Raw genomic sequence first — 15416 nt, 5'->3', positions numbered from 1 at the left:
CGCGCACGGGGTCGCACCGGCGTCAGGCGTTCCACGTCCACTCCGCGACCTCCGGCAGGTCGGTGCCGTGCTCGCGGATCCAGGCGTGGTGACGGGTGCGGGCATCGGCCATCGACTGACGTACGGCGGCGGCGCGCACCGCGAGGCCCGGGACGCGGTCGATGACGTCCATGACCAGGCGGTAGCGGTCCAGGTCGTTGCGGACCACCATGTCGAACGGCGTGGTCGTGGTCCCGGACTCCTTGTAGCCGCGCACGTGCAGGTTCCGGTGGCCGTTGCGGCGGTACGCGAGGCGGTGGATCAGCCACGGATAGCCGTGGTAGGCGAAGATCACCGGTTTGTCCTGGGTGAACAGCCCGTCGTACTCGAAGTCGCTCATCCCGTGCGGGTGTTCCTCGCGCGGGAGCAGCCGGGTCATGTCGACCACGTTGACGACGCGGACGGCGAGGTCCGGCAGGTGCCGGCGCAGCAGTTGGGCCGCGGCCAGCACCTCCTGGGTGGGGACGTCCCCGGCGCAGGCGAGGACGACGTCCGGCTCGCCGCCGTTTTCCGTGCCCGCCCACTCCCAGGTTCCCGCTCCCCGGGCGCAGTGGGCGCGGGCGGCGTCCATGGACAGCCAGTCGAAGCAGGGCTGCTTGCCCGCGACGACCACGTTGACGTAGTCGCGGCTGCGCAGCACGTGGTCGGCGACCGAGAGGAGGGTGTTGGCGTCCGGCGGCAGGTAGACCCGGACGACTTCGGGGCTCTTGTTGAGGACGTGGTCGACGAAGCCGGGGTCCTGGTGGGAGAAGCCGTTGTGGTCCTGGCGCCACACGTGCGAGGTCAGCAGGTAGTTGAGGGAGGCGATGGGGGCGCGCCACGGCAGCTCGCGCGATGTCCTGAGCCATTTGATGTGCTGGTTGACCATCGAGTCGACGATGTGCACGAACGCCTCGTAGCAGGAGAACAGCCCGTGCCGACCGGTCAGCAGATAGCCCTCCAGCCATCCCTGGCAGGTGTGTTCCGAGAGGATCTCCAGGACCCGGCCGTCGTGTTCGAGGTGTTCGTCGACCGGCAGGTACTCGGCCTGCCAGGCCTTGCCGCTGACGTCGAAGACGGCCTGGAGCCGGTTGGAGGCGGTCTCGTCCGGTCCGACCAGCCGGAAGTCGCGGCGGTCGCCGGTGTCCTTCATCACCCGGGCGAGGAGGTCGCCGAGGATACGGGTCGGCTCGTGCAGCGTCGTGCCCGGCTTGTCCACGGGTACGGCGAAGTCGTCGAGCGGGGCGACGGGCAGGTCCCGCAGGAGGAGCCCGCCGTTGGCGTACGGCGTGGCGCCGAGGCGCCGGGCGCCGTCGGGAAGGCAGGCGAGCACGTCGGCGACCGGGCGCCCCTCCGGGCCGAAGAGCTCCTCGGGCCGGTACGAACGCAGCCAGGTCTCCAGTTGCCGCAGGTGGTCGGGGTTCTCGCGGACGCCGGCCAGCGGGACCTGGTGGGCGCGCCAGGTCCCCTCGACGGGTACGCCGTCGACCTCGGCCGGGCCGGTCCAGCCCTTGGGCGTACGCAGGACGATCACCGGCCAGTGCACGCGCTCGGTGGCGCCCTCCTCGCGGGCGGCCCGCTGCGCCGAGGCGATGCGGTCCAGGGCGTCGTCGAGGGCGCGGGCCATGGCCCGGTGCACCTGGAGGGGGTCGTCGCCGCTCACATGGACGGGTTCGTGCCCGTACCCGCGCAGCAGCGCGTCGAGTTCCTCCTCGGGGAGGCGGGCCAGCACCGTCGGATTGGCGATCTTGTAGCCGTTGAGGTGCAGAATCGGGAGCACCGCGCCGTCGTGCACCGGGTCGAGGAACTTGTTGGAGTGCCAGGAGGCGGCCAGCGGTCCGGTCTCCGCCTCGCCGTCGCCGATCACACAGGCGACCAGCAGGTCCGGATGGTCGAAGGCGGCCCCGTACGCGTGGGAGAGCGAGTAGCCGAGCTCGCCGCCCTCATGGATGGAACCGGGCGTCTCGGGAGCGACATGGCTGGGCACCCCTCCGGGGAAGGAGAACTGCCGGAACAGCCGCGCCATCCCCTCCCCGTCACGCGGCACGTCCGGATAGGTCTCGCTGTAGCTGCCCTCCAGCCAGGCGTTGGCCAGCACGGAAGGGCCGCCGTGCCCGGGCCCCCACACGCACAGCGCGTCGAGCCCGCGCGCCTTGATCACCCGGTTGAGGTGGGTGTACACGAGGTTGAGACCGGGCGAGGTGCCCCAGTGGCCCAGCAGCCGGGGCTTGATGTGCTCGGGCCTCAGCGGCTCGGTGAGCAGCGGGTTGGCCAACAGGTAGATCTGGCCCGCCGCAAGGTAGTTGGCGGCGCGCCAGTGGGCGTCCAGGGTGCGCAGCTCGTCGTCGGAGAGTCCGGAAAGTACCGTGGCGTCCTGGGGTTCGACCTGGGTCATGAGCGGGGCTCCAGAAGTCGTCGGGACGGGTCATCGGCGGTGGAGGCGGCACGGCTGCGACGACACGCCGGTCCACACCGCCGTCGGCGAGGGGCCCTCGTACGTCGTGGAGGGCGACGACGAGCGCCGGGCACGCCTGAACACGATCGCGCACCTGCTGCCCTCCGTTCCCTGCGAGGAGGCGGCGCCGCCAGTCCTGCGACTGCCGCCACGCACGGCCTCGACCGGCCACGCGAGCCCGCAGGAACCTGCGGGCCGGCGCCTCCGGCCATGCCGCGGCCTCTGTACGGGCCGTTCTCCACCTTCCCGGATTCCGGCGGCGTCCGCGAGGGGCCGATCGGGCAGGTTCCCCCGCCGACCGATCCCCTCACCTTACGTGATGGTGTGAGCACTCTCCGAGAGCGCCTGCCGCTGCCCCGCGCGGACGCGGCGGCGGGGCCACACTGGAAGGGACCACGGACAGGGAGGCCGTCCATGAGCAATCCGACCTCGATCACCACCGCGCTTCCGGTCGAGTACCGCGAACGCCTCATGAGCATCGCCCGCGAGATCAACTTCTCCGCGGGAGTGCGGCTCTTCAACGAGGGCGGTCACGCCGACCGGTTCTGGATCGTGCGCTCCGGCACCGTGACGCTCGACATGCACGTACCCGGCAGACGCCCGGCCGTGATCGGACAGCTCGGCTCCGGCGAGCTGGTGGGCTGGTCGTGGATGTTCCGCCCGTACGTGTGGCAGCTGGGCGCCGAGGCGATGACGCCGGTGCGCACGTACGAGTTCGACGCGGCGGCCGTACGGGCCATGATGGACGCCGACACCGCGCTCTCCGCCGCGGTCGGAGCGTGGGTGGGCCGCGTGCTCGCCCACCGGCTGCACGCGGCCCGCATCCGGCTGCTCGATCTCTACGCGCCGCACGGCAGTGGCAGCGACAGCTTGCTGTGACCGCCCACCGCCCGGGCGACCGCAGCCGCTGCCGCCGCGGCCCGGGATCCGGTCAGCGGATCACGTCGAACACGTTCTTCTGCAGTCCGTTGGCGTACGCCTCGTGCTCCACCAGCTTCAGCTTCTGCGCGTCCTTGTCGGTGGCGCTGAAGAGCCGCTTGCCCGCGCCGAGCAGGAGCGGGAAGACGAGCAGGTGGTAGCGGTCGATCAGGCCGGCGTCCGCGAGGCTGTGGTTGAGCGTGGCGCTGCCGTGGATGATGATCGGGCCGCCGTCGGTCGCCTTCAGCGCGGCGACCTCGTCGACCGAGCGCAGGATCGTGGTCTGGCCCCAGTTGGACACCAGGTCGTCCTCGGTGAGCGTGGTGGAGACGACGTACTTCGGCATCACCTTGTAGTCCGCGAAGTCCTCCATGTCGGGCCACACCGCGCTGAAGGCCTCGTAGCTGGTGCGGCCCATCATCATCGCGGTGGCCTCCTTCTGCTCCTGCCCCTTGATCTCGAACGCCTCGGGCAGGAACTCGACGTTCTTGTAGGTCCACCCGGAGTTGCGGTAGCCGGGTTCGCCACCGGGCGCTTCCACGACGCCGTCGAGCGAGATGAAGGCCGTGCTGATCAGGGTGCGCATATCAGGTTCCTCGGTGTCTGCGGTGTCTGGCCGTCTGATGCTGAACAGGTCGGGTCGTCACGCGCACCGACCGCCCTCACGGCCCCGGTGCGCACCGACCATGATCTCTGACTGCGTACCGCGGGGAAACTCATCGGCCGAGCTGTCTTTTCTTCTTCCCTCACATGCGAGCACGGGTGTGCCGCCGCCCGGACCGATCCGTGCCGGGCGGCGGCTGAGCAACCGACGGGGGGATCTCTCAGCTGTAGGTGATGTCGGAGGCCGAGTAGCGGCAGTACGCGCCGTCCGGGCCGCTGCCGAGCACCTTCGGCTCGGCCCCCGTGTTGTTGCCCTCGTAACGCACGCACGGTTTGATCTTCTTGCCGCTGTCGCCGTGGACGCGGACACCGCGCAGGGTGGCGCTGTCCCCGTAGTTGCTGTTGATGCCGACCAGGGCCTTGCCGGGCGCGGTCGCGTCCACGTTGTCGACGACCACCTTGCGCTGGTACTGGGTGGAGCAGTTGCCGCAACTGCGCACGAGCTTGCCGAAGTCGACGACCTGGAAACCGCCGGTCACGGTGAGGGTGCCGGCGCCGTTGAACTGGAAGACCTTGTCGGAGGCCTTCCTCGCGCCGCCGCCCTCCACGCGGTAGACGGCCGAGGAGGACTTGCCCTTGAAGGTGGCGGCGTCCTCGCCGACGTCCTCCCACCACACGTTCTTGAGCGTGCAGGTGCCCAGGCAGTGGATGCCGTCGGCGGCGGGCGCGCCGATGACGACGTTGGACAGGACGGCCCCGTCCTTGAGCTGGAACAACGGCGACTGGTTCTCGTTCTGGCCGCCGTCGCCGAGGTCACCGCTGCCGTAGAAGCGCTGCATCTTCCCGTCGTACGCGCCGGAGACCTCGATGGTGGCCGGGACGGGTTTGCTCGTGGTGGGGGTCGGCCAGGCGGCCGCGGAGGTGGCCGGCGCAGGGGCGGCGTTCGCCGCTCCGGTGAAGGCGCCCGCGAGGATCGCGGTGGCCGCCAGACCGAAGGCGGCGGCGCCCGCGCCGAGGACCGCCCGCCGGGGGTGCCGCGAGCCGGTCCGTGCTGGTGAAGTCATGTCCTGTCTCCTTGTGTTGCCGTGGCCCTTTGCCCTTGTCGTCGCCGTGCCCGTGGACCTCAGAGCCTTCCGGCCCCGGCCCCGGCGGTCACCGACGCGACGACGGACGAGGCGGGTTCGGCGGTGTACGCGTAGGGCGCGGTGGTGAAGGAACCCGTTCGGGAGACCTCCAGGGCGGCGCCGCCGAGGTCGTTGCCGCGGAGGTTGGCGTAGCCGTCGGTGCTGCTGTCCCGGTGGGTGGTCACCGCGACCTTCGTGGAGCGGAAGACGTTGTTCTCGACGAGCATCTGCGCGCCCATCCGGGAGTGGACGGCGGTGTCGGCGCCCTCGACGTAGTTGTCGTAGAAGTGCCCGGTGCCGAACCGCAGACTGGGGATGCGCGAGTTGACGTCGCTGAAGTGGTTGTGGTGGTACGTCACCCGCAGGTGCCCGGTGTCCTCGGAGGCGTTCTTGTCGCTGTGGCCGACGAGGGAGCCCTTGTAGTGGTTCTTGAAGGTGTTCCAGGAGACGGTGACGTAGTCGGAGGCATGGGTGATGTCGACCAGTCCGTCGTAGTAGTCCTTGCCGTGGTCGCGGTCCGAGGAGAAGGTGTTGTGGTCGATCCATACCTTCGTCGACTTCTGCACGGTGATGGCGTCGGCCGGCGCCACGGGCTTGGTGATGGTGAGATTGCGGATGACGACGTTGGTCTCCTGCTTCACGCGCAAGCCGCCGCCGGTGAAGCCGGAGGCGGAACCGACCCCGAGGACCGTGGTGTTGGAGCCCACGTCGACCTGCCCGTTGAGCGGGATCAGACCGCTGACCTTGACGACCTTGGCGTTGTCGCCGGTGACGGCGGTCTTGAAGGCGGCGAGGGTGGACACGGTGACCGGTGCCGCCGTCCCACCGCCGGAGGTGCCCGCGCCGAAGCCGACGGGGGTGGTCTCTGCGGCGGCTCCGGCAGGTGCCGTACCTACGGCGCCCGCGGAATGGGGCAGCCCGGCCAGTGCCGTGGCGGCGACGGCGGCCGCGGCCAGAAGCAGGGCGCGGGGACGCTGGTGGGGGGTGTGCGTGCGCATGCGGGTGAGTCCCTTCGAATCGGGATGCGGGGCCCGTCGATACGGGCGTGTGGGGGTGGAGCCCGACTGCTCAGCGGTGCACGGAGTTCCGTGTGCGTTCAGTGGGTGGAACGTCGTTCGCGTAGCTGATGCGCTCTGATCGCGGCCACGTACGGCAACTGCCGTTCTCTTGCCGCGTCCCACGCGGACCGGCGACCGGGGTCACACTGATGAATGGAACGTAGAGGGAAAGCGCTTTCTCGTCAACGCCCCGACAGGATCTCGTGCCGGTACGTCAGATCCGTTGACGCGCCGCGGAATCGGCTCTACTTTCATCGCGTCGTACCTGATGCGTCATATATGAGACGCGATACGTGACAGTCGAGAGGCGCGCATGACCTCTGTGCCCACACCCATCCCCTCCCGGACCCAGTTCGTGCTGGAAGCCGTCAAACACCGCATCCTCACAGGGCAGTTGGCCCCCGGCCAGGCCCTCGTGGAGGTCGAGCTCGCCGCGCACTACGGAGTGTCCAAGACGCCCGTACGCGAGGCGCTCAAGACGCTGGCCGGCACCGGGCTGGTCGTGATGAACCAGTACAAGGGCGTCACGGTGCGCATGGTGGACGCGGACATGGCGCGCGAGGTGTACGACGTACGGCTGCTCCTCGAACCGGAGGCGCTGCGCCGCACCGTCCGCGGCGCGGCGGACCTGCACACGGCCCGTGAGGCCCTGGAGCGCGCCGACACCGCGGCGGACACCGCCGAACGCTCGCTGGCCAACCGGGAGTTCCACCGCGCGCTCTACCTGCCGTGCGGCAACCCGCTGCTCGCACGGATGCTGGACGAGGTGCGCGACCAGGCCGCGCTGGTCTCCGCGGTGGCCTGGGCCGCCGATCCGTCCTGGGAGCAGGAGGCGGCGGAGCACCGGGAGATCCTGCGGCTCGCCCTGGCCGGCGACGCGGACGGCGCCTCCCGTGCCCTGCACGCCCATATCGCGTCCTTCGTCGAACGGGCCTTCCCGCGGGCCCAGGAAGAAGACCCGATATGACGACGCCGTACGCCTCCTTGCGCGGCGCCCTCGCCGATGTCGTGGCGATCCCCGTGACCCCGTTCACGGAGGACGGTTCCGTCGATCACGACGCCCACCGCGCGCTGCTGCGCAGGCTCCTGGACGACGGCGTCAGGACGCTCACCCCGAACGGCAACACGGGAGAGTTCTACGCCCTCACCCCCCGCGAGCGCAGAACCGTGGTCGAGCTGACCGTCTCCGAGGCCGGTGGGCGGGCGGCGATCGTCGTCGGCGTGGGCCACGACGTGCCGACCGCCGTCGAGGCCGCCCGGCACGCCCGGGAGACGGGCGCCGACATGCTGATGGTGCATCAACCCGTGCACCCCTATGTCGCGGCCGGAGGCTGGGTCGACTACCACCGGGCCATCGCGGAAGCCGTCCCCGAGCTGGGGATCGTGCCGTACATCCGCAACGCGCGCCTGGCGGGCGAGCACATGGCGGCGCTGGGCGAGGCCTGCCCGAACGTGATCGGGGTGAAGTACGCGGTGCCGGACGCGGCGCGGTTCGCCGCCTTCGCCCGCGACGCCGGACTGGAGCGCTTCGTGTGGGTGGCCGGTCTGGCCGAGCCGTACGCGCCCTCCTACTTCTCCGCCGGGGCGACCGGGTTCACCTCCGGCCTGGTCAATGTCGCGCCCAAGATCTCGCTGACCATGCTCGAAGCACTGCGGTCGGGCGACTATCCGGCCGCCATGCGGGTGTGGGAGCAGATCAGGCGCTTCGAGGAGCTGCGTGCCGCCGACTCCTCGGCCAACAACGTGACCGTGGTCAAGGAGGCGCTGGCCGTGCTCGGTCTGTGCCACCGCCACGTGCGCTCCCCCAGCAGACCGCTGGACGCGGCCGGGCGCGCCGAGGTCGCCGCCATCGTCGAGGGATGGGGCGCGGTCGCGGGGTGGGGCGCATGAGTCCCGCCGCGTCCACGCCCTCCTCCGCCCCGCGGCCCAACCGCCGCGCCCCCGAGGAGCTGCGCAGCCACCAGTGGTACGGCACCGACGGCCTGCGCTCCTTCAGCCACCGCGTCCGCACCCGCCAGCTCGGCTACCTGCCCGAGGAGCACCTGGGCAAGCCGGTCATCGCGATCCTCAACACCTGGTCCGACATCAACCCCTGCCACGTCCATCTGCGCGATCGCGCACAGGCCGTCAAGCGCGGTGTGTGGCAGGCCGGCGGCTTTCCGCTCGAGTTCCCGGTGTCCACCCTGTCGGAGACCTTCCAGAAACCCACCCCGATGCTCTACCGCAACCTCCTCGCCATGGAGACCGAGGAACTGCTGCGCTCGTACCCGGTGGACGGGGCGGTGCTGATGGGCGGCTGCGACAAGTCGACGCCCGCGCTGTTGATGGGGGCGGTCTCCGTCGACCTGCCCGCGGTGTTCGTGCCCGCCGGGCCGATGCTGCCCGGGCACTGGCGGGGCGAGGTCCTCGGCTCCGGTACGGACATGTGGAAGTACTGGGACGACAAGCGGGCCGGGCTGATCGGCGACTGCGAGCTGGCGGGCCTGGAGAACGGTCTGGCCCGCTCCCCCGGCCACTGCATGACGATGGGCACCGCCTCCACGCTCACCGCGGCGGCCGAGGCCCTGGGGGTGACGGTGCCCGGCGCCTCCTCCATTCCCGCCGTCGCCTCCGAGCACGACCGCATGGCGGCCGCCTCGGGGCTGCGGATCGTCCAACTGGTCCACGAGGACCGGCGGTTGTCGGCGATCCTCACGCAGGACGCCTTCCTGGACGCGGTGACCACGGTCCTCGCGCTGGGCGGCTCCACCAACGCCGTGATCCACCTGATCGCGATGGCCCGGCGGGCGGGCGTCGAGCTGACCCTCGACGACTTCGACCGCGTCGCGCGGACCGTTCCGGTGCTGGCCAACGTACGGCCCGGCGGCGACACCTACCTCATGGAGGACTTTCACTTCGCGGGCGGCCTGCCCGCACTGCTCTCCCGGATCACCGACCTGCTCCACCTGGACCGGCCGACCGTCGCGTACGACACCCTGCGCGAGCAGCTCGCCACCGCCGAGGTCCACCACGACGACGTCATCAGGCCCCGCGGCAACCCCCTCGCGGCCGAGGGCGGGCTCGCGGTGCTGCGCGGCAACCTGTGTCCGGACGGCGCCGTCATCAAACACATCGCCTGCGAGCAGCGCCTGCTCAAACACACCGGTCCGGCGGTCGTCTTCGACGACTACCGCGAGCTCCAGCGCACCATCAACGACCCGTCGCTCGGCATCACGGCCGACAGCGTCCTGGTGCTGCGCGGCGCGGGCCCCAAGGGCGGCCCCGGTATGCCCGAGTACGGAATGCTGCCGATCCCCGACCATCTGCTCAAGCAGGGGGTGCGGGACATGGTGCGGATCTCCGATGCCCGGATGAGCGGCACCTCGTACGGGGCGTGCGTCCTGCATATCGCGCCCGAGTCGTACGTGGGCGGACCGCTCGCGCTCGTCCGCACCGGCGACCTCATCACCCTCGACGTCGCGGCCCGCAGCCTCCACCTCGACGTGACGGACGAGGAGCTGGCCCGCCGGCGGGCCGCGTGGACGCCGCCGCCCGCACGGTTCGAGCGGGGGTACGGAGCCTTGTACACCGACCAGATCACGCAGGCCGACACCGGCTGCGACTTCGCCTTCCTCGCCCGGCCCGGCACGGTGCCGGATCCGTACGCCGGCTGAACCGGGCACCACCCCTTACCCCAGTCCGCCCCCTTCTCTTTTGTTCGCCATGTCGAACAACGTGCGGCAAGCGCTTTCCCGCACACGCCCGAACGGAGACCCGTCATGGCCCAAGCCGCCACCGCCGTGGCCAAGCCACCACCGAAGCGGTCCGGCGCCGCCCGTCGCACCGGAGCCACCCCGCGTACCCTGCCCTACCTGCTCATCGCGCCGGCCGCTCTGCTGATGCTGGGCTTCATCGCCTACCCCGTGCTCAGCGTCTTCTACTACAGCCTGCGGAACTTCAACCCATCCAAACCGTGGCGCAACGGCTTCGCGGGATTCGACAACTTCACCAAGGCGTTCACCGACGACCCCGAGTTCTGGCACACGCTCGGGTTCAGCCTCCAGTGGGTCGTCGTCCAAGTGGTGCTGCAACTGCTGCTGGGCCTGGGACTCGCGCTGATCGTCAACCAGACGTTCGTGGGCCGCGCGCTCTCCCGCGCGCTCGTCTTCTCCCCCTGGGCGGTCTCGGGGGTGCTCACCTCGTCCATCTGGATGCTCATCTACAACTCCCAGACGGGCATCACCCGTTACCTCGCCGACGCGGGCGCCGGCACGTACGGCACGTCCTGGCTCTCCGACACGACCACCGTCTTCCCGGCCGTCGTCACGGCCGAACTGTGGCGCGGTGTGCCGTTCTTCGCGATCCTCATCCTCGCCGACCTCCAGTCCGTGTCGAAGGACCTGTACGAGGCCGCCGAGGTCGACGGCGCCGGGCGGCTGCGCCAGTTCCTCCACATCACCCTGCCGCACCTGAAGGACGCCATCATCCTGTCCACCCTGCTGCGGGCGGTGTGGGAGTTCAACAACGTGGACCTGCTCTACACCCTCACCGGCGGCGGTCCGGCGGGCGAGACCACGACACTGCCGCTGCGCATCGCCTCGATCGCCGTCGACTCGCACGACTTCGGCTACGCCTCCGCACTGACCTCCATCGCCTTCGTCATCCTCCTGTTCTTCTCGATGGTCTATCTGCGGCTCAGCAAGTTCGGAGGGCAGGAGAAGTGATCACCGAGGAAGCCGGGACGCGGACCACCCCCATGACCCCGGCCCGTACGCCGGTCCACCGCCAGGACGCCGAGCCCGCGAAGCGCCGCCCCTGGGACGAGGTGCCCCGCTGGCAGATCTACCTTCCGCTGGGCCTGTACCTCCTTTTCACCCTCGTTCCCTTCTACTGGATGCTGCTCTTCGCGTTCCGGCCCACCGGCTCCACCTCGCTCGCGCCCTGGCCGCTGACGCTGGAGCACTTCGACAAGGTGTGGAACGAACGCAGCTTCGCGCTCTTCTTCAAGAACAGTCTGATCGTCGGCTTGGTGTCGATGCTGCTGACGACGGTCGTCGCGCTCGCCGGTGGCTACGCCCTCGCCCGCTTCGACTTCGCGGTCAAACGCGGGTTCATGCTGGCGCTGCTGTGCTCGCAGTTCATCCCGGGCGCGCTGATGCTGGTGCCGCTGTTCCAGATCTTCGCCGATCTGCGGATGATCAACTCGCTGGGCAGCGTCATCATCGCCGAAGCCGTCTTCCAGCTCCCCCTCTCGATGATCCTGATCAGCGGTTTCATCAAGAACGTGCCGTACTCACTCGAAGAGGCGGCCTGGGTCGACGGCTGCGGTCGCTTCCGCGCCTTCTGCGCGGTGGTCCTTCCGCTGCTGCGGCCCGGTCTGATCGCCGTCGGCTCCTTCGCCTTCGTCCACAGCTGGAACCACTTCCTCTTCGCGCTGATGTTCCTCAGCAACCAGGACAAGCAGACGATCCCGGTGGGCCTCGCCACCTTGATGGGCGCCGACAGTGTCGACCTGGGCGCACTCGCCGCCGGCGGTGTCATCTCGGCCCTCCCCGTCGTCCTGGTCTTCGCCTTCATCCAGAAGTGGCTGGTCACCGGCTTCAGCGCCGGGGCGGTGAAGGGATGAGCCCGCTGCGCGAAACCGTCCCCGTCGTCCTCGCCGGTGCGCGCGGCCACGGAAGCAGGCACCTGGAGAACATCCGCCGCCTCGCCCGCCGCGGCCGGGTTCGCCTCGCCGGGGTCTGCGAACTCACCCCCCTGACCCCCGCGGAGCTCGACGGCTTCGCCGCTCCCGAGCAGTCCGGCGACTTCGCGGCCCTGCTCGCCTCCACCGGCGCCCGCGTCGCCCTCGTCAGCACCCCGATCCAGACCCACACCGACCTGGCCCTGATCGCCGCCGAGCACGGCACCCACCTGCTCCTGGAGAAACCGCCCGCGCCCTCGTACGCCCAGTTCCAGCGGATCCGCGACGCCGTCGCCACGGCCGGTACCGCCGCGCAGATCGGCTTCCAGTCGCTCGGCTCCCATGCCGTCGGCGCCGTCCGCGACCTGATCGCGGACGGCGCGATCGGCGATCTCCTCGGCATCGGCGCGGCGGGCGCCTGGGCGCGGGACGAGGCGTACTTCCGCCGTGCGCCCTGGGCCGGACACCGGCGGCTGCGCGGTTGCGACGTCGTCGACGGCGTGCTGACCAACCCCCTGGCCCACGCCGTCGCCACCGCGCTCGCCCTCGACGGCTCGACCCGCGCCGAGGACATCGCCACGATCCGCACGGAGCTGTTCCGCGCCCATGACATCGAGGCCGACGACACCTCCTACGTGGACATCACCACCGTGGCGGGGCGGCACATCACCGTCGCCGCGACCCTGTGCGCCGAGCGTCCCGGTGAGCCGTACGTCGTCGCGCACGGCAGCCGGGGCCGCATCACCTTCTGGTACAAGCAGGACCGCGTCCTGGTGCAACGCGCCGGGCACGGGCCCGTGGAGTCGTTCCACGGCCGCACCGACCTCCTCGACAACCTCCTGGACCACCTGGAAGGCCGTGCCGCGCTCCTGGTGCCGCCGGAGTCGACGGCCGCCTTCATGAAGGTGGTCGAAGCGGTCCGCACGGCACCGGATCCGGCGCCGCTGCCGCCCGAGGCGTGGAGCCGCGCGACGGACCGGACGGGAGCGGTACGCCGTGTCGTGCACGGCATCGACGGGCTGATCACCTCTTCCGCCGACACGCTCAAGGGCTACAGCGCGCTCGGCGCGTCCTGGGCAACCACGTCGGCCGCGTCGAAGCGCGGTTGGCCGCAGGCCGGGGGCGGGGTGAGCGCGTCATGAGTTCCCGCACTTCCGCCGAGGCGGCCTCCTCCCCCGCGTCGGTGCCGCTGAGCGTGTCCGGCCACACCGTCGCGCGCTACACCCTCCACCCGGAGGACGAGCGACGTATGTCCCCGCGTCCGTTCCTCCACCCGGTCACCACCCTCGCGGGCACGCCCGTCACCGAGTACCGGCCCGCCGACCACCGGCACCACGCCGGTGTCTCGGTCGCCGTGCCGGACGTGGAGGGCCACAACTTCTGGGGCGGACGCACCTTCGTACGCGGCGAGGGACCCACCGAACTCGACAACCACGGCGTCCAGCGGCACGAGGGTTTCGCGGCGTGCGGCCCCGACGGCTTCGTGGCGGACCTGCGGTGGCGGGCAGGCGACCGCGACCTGCTGCGCGAGCGCCGCACGGTCTCCGTGGCCGGCCTGTCCCCCACCGCTTGGGCGATGGACTTCACGTTCCGCCTGACCAACCCCTCCCCGACCCCCCTCACCCTCGGCAGTCCGGCAACCAACGGCCGCCCCGGTGCCGCCTACGGAGGTTTCTTCTGGCGTGCCCCCAAGGCGCGGTCGGCTCCCGAGGTGTTCACCGCCGGTTCCACCGGCGAGGCCGCCGCACACGGCCGGTCCGCCGACTGGCTGGCGCTGGCGGGCGAGGGCTGGACACTCGTCTTCGCGGGCGGCACCGCCGAGACCCGGCGCGACCCCTGGTTCGTCCGCGCCACCGAGTATCCGGGCGTCGGCTCGTCCCTCGCGGCGTCGCGGCGGCTCGCCCTCGCGCCCGGGGCCTCGCTGGTACGCCGGGTGGTCACGGTCGTCGCGGACGGGCGGCTGCGTCCGGACGAGGCCCAGGCACTGGTCACCGAGGCGGTGCGCGCATGACGTCGCCGGACACGACCTACCGCAACCCGGTCCTCGACGCCGACTGGTCGGACCCCGATGTCGTCCGCGTCGGCGACGACTTCTATCTGACCGCCTCCAGCTTCGGGCGCGCACCGGGACTGCCGCTGCTGCACTCGCGCGACCTGGTCCACTGGAGGCTGATCGGGCACGCCCTCGACCGGCTCGTACCGGAGGAGGCGTTCGCCGTGCCCCGCCACGACTGCGGGGTGTGGGCGCCGTCGATCCGTCACCACGACGGGCTCTTCTGGATCTTCTGGGGCGACCCGGACCACGGCATCCACCACGTCAACGCGCCCGACATCAGGGGCCCTTGGAGCCGACCCCACCTCATCAAGGCGGGCAAGGGGCTCATCGATCCCTGTCCGCTGTGGGACGAGGACACCGGCGAGGCGTTCCTCGTGCACGCCTGGGCGAAGTCGCGCTGCGGCATCAAGAACCGCCTCACCGGCCACCGGATGAGCCCCGACGGTGCCGAACTGCTCGACGACGGTGAGGTGCTGGTCGACGGCGACCGGCTCCCGGGCTGGTTCACCCTCGAAGGCCCGAAGGTGTACCGCCACGACGGCTGGTTCTGGATCTTCGCGCCCGCCGGGGGCGTGGAGAACGGCTGGCAGGGCGTCTTCCGCTCGCGTTCCTTCCTGGGCCCGTACGAGGAGCGAGTCGTCCTCGAACAGGGGGACACACCGGTGAACGGGCCGCACCAGGGCGGCTGGGCCCGCACCGCCTCCGGCGAGGACTGGTTCCTGCACTTCCAGCAACGCGGGGCCCACGGGCGGGTCGTCCACCTCCAGCCGATGCGCTGGGACGAGGACGGCTGGCCGGTGCTCGGCGCCGGGGGCAGCCCCGTCCTCACCCACGCACGGCCCGCCCTGCCCCCGCAGCCGCCGTCCGCGCCCGCCACCGACGACCTGTTCCCCGGGGGCCGCTTCGGGCTCCAGTGGCAGTGGGCCGCCAACCCCCGGCCCGGATGGGCCGTCAGCCACAGCCAGGACGGGCTCCGGCTCGCCTGTGTGCGCTCCCCCGACGTCCATGACCTGCGGCTGCTGCCGCACCTGCTCACCCAGCGCCTTCCGCTGTCCTGTCGCACGGTCGACGTGGACCTCCGGCTGGACACCACCGGGCCGGGCTCACGGGCCGGGCTCGCCGTCATCGGTGACGCCTACACCTGGATCGGCCTGGAGCGCGGCGCCGACGGTACGGCGTCCCTCGTCCACCGGTTCGCCGAGGCCACGGGGAGCGGGCCGGAGCGCGATGCCGCGCGGCCGCGCCCGGCACCGTCCGCCTCGGTCCGGCTGCGCGTCGAAGTCGGCGAGGGGGCGCGCTGCCGCCTGTTCGCGGACACCGGGGACGGGTTCCGGCCCTCGGGCCAGGTCTTCACCGCCACGCCCTGGCGCTGGGTGGGCGCCCTCCTGGGGCTCTTCGCCGGGGCGCCCCCGGGCCGGGGCCCCACCGGCACGGCCCTGTTCACCCGCTTCCGGATCAACGGCCGACCGCACGAGCACCGCCGCCCCTGAATCCTCCGCAGCGTTCAGAAGAAATGAGCCGA

General features: G+C 71.1%; 13 protein-coding genes. 9 read left to right on the top strand and 4 right to left on the bottom strand.

Going from position 1 to position 15416, the window contains the following annotated elements:
* Positions 1-22: 22 nt before the first annotated feature.
* Positions 23-2413 carry a phosphoketolase family protein gene (locus AC069K_RS09315; RefSeq protein WP_365110665.1) on the bottom strand — a complete coding sequence of 797 codons (2391 nt, stop codon included), beginning with the start codon at positions 2411-2413 and terminating at the stop codon, positions 23-25.
* Positions 2414-2887: 474 nt separating this feature from the next.
* Here AC069K_RS09315 and AC069K_RS09310 point away from each other — a divergent pair, with 474 nt between their 5' ends.
* The gene (locus AC069K_RS09310; RefSeq protein ID WP_365110662.1) at positions 2888-3352 is read left to right on the top strand and encodes a Crp/Fnr family transcriptional regulator; all 465 of its coding nucleotides are present in this window, start codon (positions 2888-2890) and stop codon (positions 3350-3352) included.
* Positions 3353-3404: 52 nt separating this feature from the next.
* Here AC069K_RS09310 and AC069K_RS09305 read toward each other — a convergent pair whose 3' ends face one another.
* The 3 genes from AC069K_RS09305 to AC069K_RS09295 form a co-directional block, all read right to left on the bottom strand.
* A complete protein-coding gene (locus AC069K_RS09305; RefSeq protein ID WP_365110659.1) occupies positions 3405-3977 on the bottom strand; it encodes a dihydrofolate reductase family protein in 573 nt (190 codons plus the stop codon).
* A 238-nt stretch (positions 3978-4215) separates the two neighbouring features.
* Entirely contained in the window at positions 4216-5058 is an 843-nt protein-coding gene (locus AC069K_RS09300; RefSeq protein ID WP_478613868.1) for a pectate lyase, read from the bottom strand.
* Between the two features lie 59 nt (positions 5059-5117).
* Positions 5118-6116 carry a pectate lyase family protein gene (locus AC069K_RS09295; protein WP_478613865.1) on the bottom strand — a complete coding sequence of 333 codons (999 nt, stop codon included), beginning with the start codon at positions 6114-6116 and terminating at the stop codon, positions 5118-5120.
* Positions 6117-6489: 373 nt separating this feature from the next.
* On the opposite strand from AC069K_RS09295, the gene AC069K_RS09290 reads away from it, so the two are divergent.
* The 8 genes from AC069K_RS09290 to AC069K_RS09255 all read left to right on the top strand — a co-directional run bounded on the left by AC069K_RS09290 (position 6490) and on the right by AC069K_RS09255 (position 15384).
* Positions 6490-7143: a GntR family transcriptional regulator gene (locus AC069K_RS09290; protein WP_358830891.1), complete on the top strand. Its 654-nt coding sequence runs from the start codon at positions 6490-6492 to the stop codon at positions 7141-7143.
* On the top strand, positions 7140-8066 hold the full coding sequence (locus AC069K_RS09285; RefSeq protein ID WP_478613861.1) for a dihydrodipicolinate synthase family protein: 927 nt from the start codon (positions 7140-7142) through the stop codon (positions 8064-8066). The genes AC069K_RS09290 and AC069K_RS09285 overlap by 4 nt, the downstream gene beginning before the upstream one ends.
* Entirely contained in the window at positions 8063-9829 is a 1767-nt protein-coding gene (araD, locus tag AC069K_RS09280) for an L-arabinonate dehydratase (RefSeq protein ID WP_478613858.1), read from the top strand. Before AC069K_RS09285 ends, araD begins: the two co-directional genes overlap by 4 nt.
* A 105-nt stretch (positions 9830-9934) precedes the next feature.
* Positions 9935-10879, top strand: coding sequence for a carbohydrate ABC transporter permease (locus AC069K_RS09275; protein ID WP_365110643.1), 945 nt, complete (start codon positions 9935-9937; stop codon positions 10877-10879).
* Complete coding sequence (locus AC069K_RS09270) at positions 10876-11781, top strand: carbohydrate ABC transporter permease (RefSeq protein ID WP_478613855.1); 906 nt, start codon at positions 10876-10878, stop codon at positions 11779-11781. The genes AC069K_RS09275 and AC069K_RS09270 overlap by 4 nt, the downstream gene beginning before the upstream one ends.
* Complete coding sequence (locus AC069K_RS09265) at positions 11778-12980, top strand: Gfo/Idh/MocA family protein (protein ID WP_478613853.1); 1203 nt, start codon at positions 11778-11780, stop codon at positions 12978-12980. Before AC069K_RS09270 ends, AC069K_RS09265 begins: the two co-directional genes overlap by 4 nt.
* Positions 12977-13849: a DUF6807 domain-containing protein gene (locus tag AC069K_RS09260; protein ID WP_478613850.1), complete on the top strand. Its 873-nt coding sequence runs from the start codon at positions 12977-12979 to the stop codon at positions 13847-13849. The genes AC069K_RS09265 and AC069K_RS09260 overlap by 4 nt, the downstream gene beginning before the upstream one ends.
* Positions 13846-15384, top strand: coding sequence for a glycoside hydrolase family 43 protein (locus AC069K_RS09255; protein WP_478613847.1), 1539 nt, complete (start codon positions 13846-13848; stop codon positions 15382-15384). The genes AC069K_RS09260 and AC069K_RS09255 overlap by 4 nt, the downstream gene beginning before the upstream one ends.
* Positions 15385-15416 lie beyond the last annotated feature (32 nt).

The sequence above is a fragment of the Streptomyces sp. NPDC043908 genome, assembly GCF_056435525.1.
The sequence above is the reverse complement of the archived record's forward strand: the minus strand, read 5'-3'. Positions and strand labels throughout refer to the sequence as shown.

Coding starts and splice junctions, on each gene's coding strand:
- AC069K_RS09315 (WP_365110665.1), bottom strand. CDS start 2,413: ATGACCCAGGTCGAACCCCAGGACGCCACGGTACTTTCCGGACTCTCC.
- AC069K_RS09310 (WP_365110662.1), top strand. CDS start 2,888: ATGAGCAATCCGACCTCGATCACCACCGCGCTTCCGGTCGAGTACCGC.
- AC069K_RS09305 (WP_365110659.1), bottom strand. CDS start 3,977: ATGCGCACCCTGATCAGCACGGCCTTCATCTCGCTCGACGGCGTCGTG.
- AC069K_RS09300 (WP_478613868.1), bottom strand. CDS start 5,058: ATGACTTCACCAGCACGGACCGGCTCGCGGCACCCCCGGCGGGCGGTC.
- AC069K_RS09295 (WP_478613865.1), bottom strand. CDS start 6,116: ATGCGCACGCACACCCCCCACCAGCGTCCCCGCGCCCTGCTTCTGGCC.
- AC069K_RS09290 (WP_358830891.1), top strand. CDS start 6,490: ATGACCTCTGTGCCCACACCCATCCCCTCCCGGACCCAGTTCGTGCTG.
- AC069K_RS09285 (WP_478613861.1), top strand. CDS start 7,140: ATGACGACGCCGTACGCCTCCTTGCGCGGCGCCCTCGCCGATGTCGTG.
- araD (WP_478613858.1), top strand. CDS start 8,063: ATGAGTCCCGCCGCGTCCACGCCCTCCTCCGCCCCGCGGCCCAACCGC.
- AC069K_RS09275 (WP_365110643.1), top strand. CDS start 9,935: ATGGCCCAAGCCGCCACCGCCGTGGCCAAGCCACCACCGAAGCGGTCC.
- AC069K_RS09265 (WP_478613853.1), top strand. CDS start 11,778: ATGAGCCCGCTGCGCGAAACCGTCCCCGTCGTCCTCGCCGGTGCGCGC.
- AC069K_RS09260 (WP_478613850.1), top strand. CDS start 12,977: ATGAGTTCCCGCACTTCCGCCGAGGCGGCCTCCTCCCCCGCGTCGGTG.
- AC069K_RS09255 (WP_478613847.1), top strand. CDS start 13,846: ATGACGTCGCCGGACACGACCTACCGCAACCCGGTCCTCGACGCCGAC.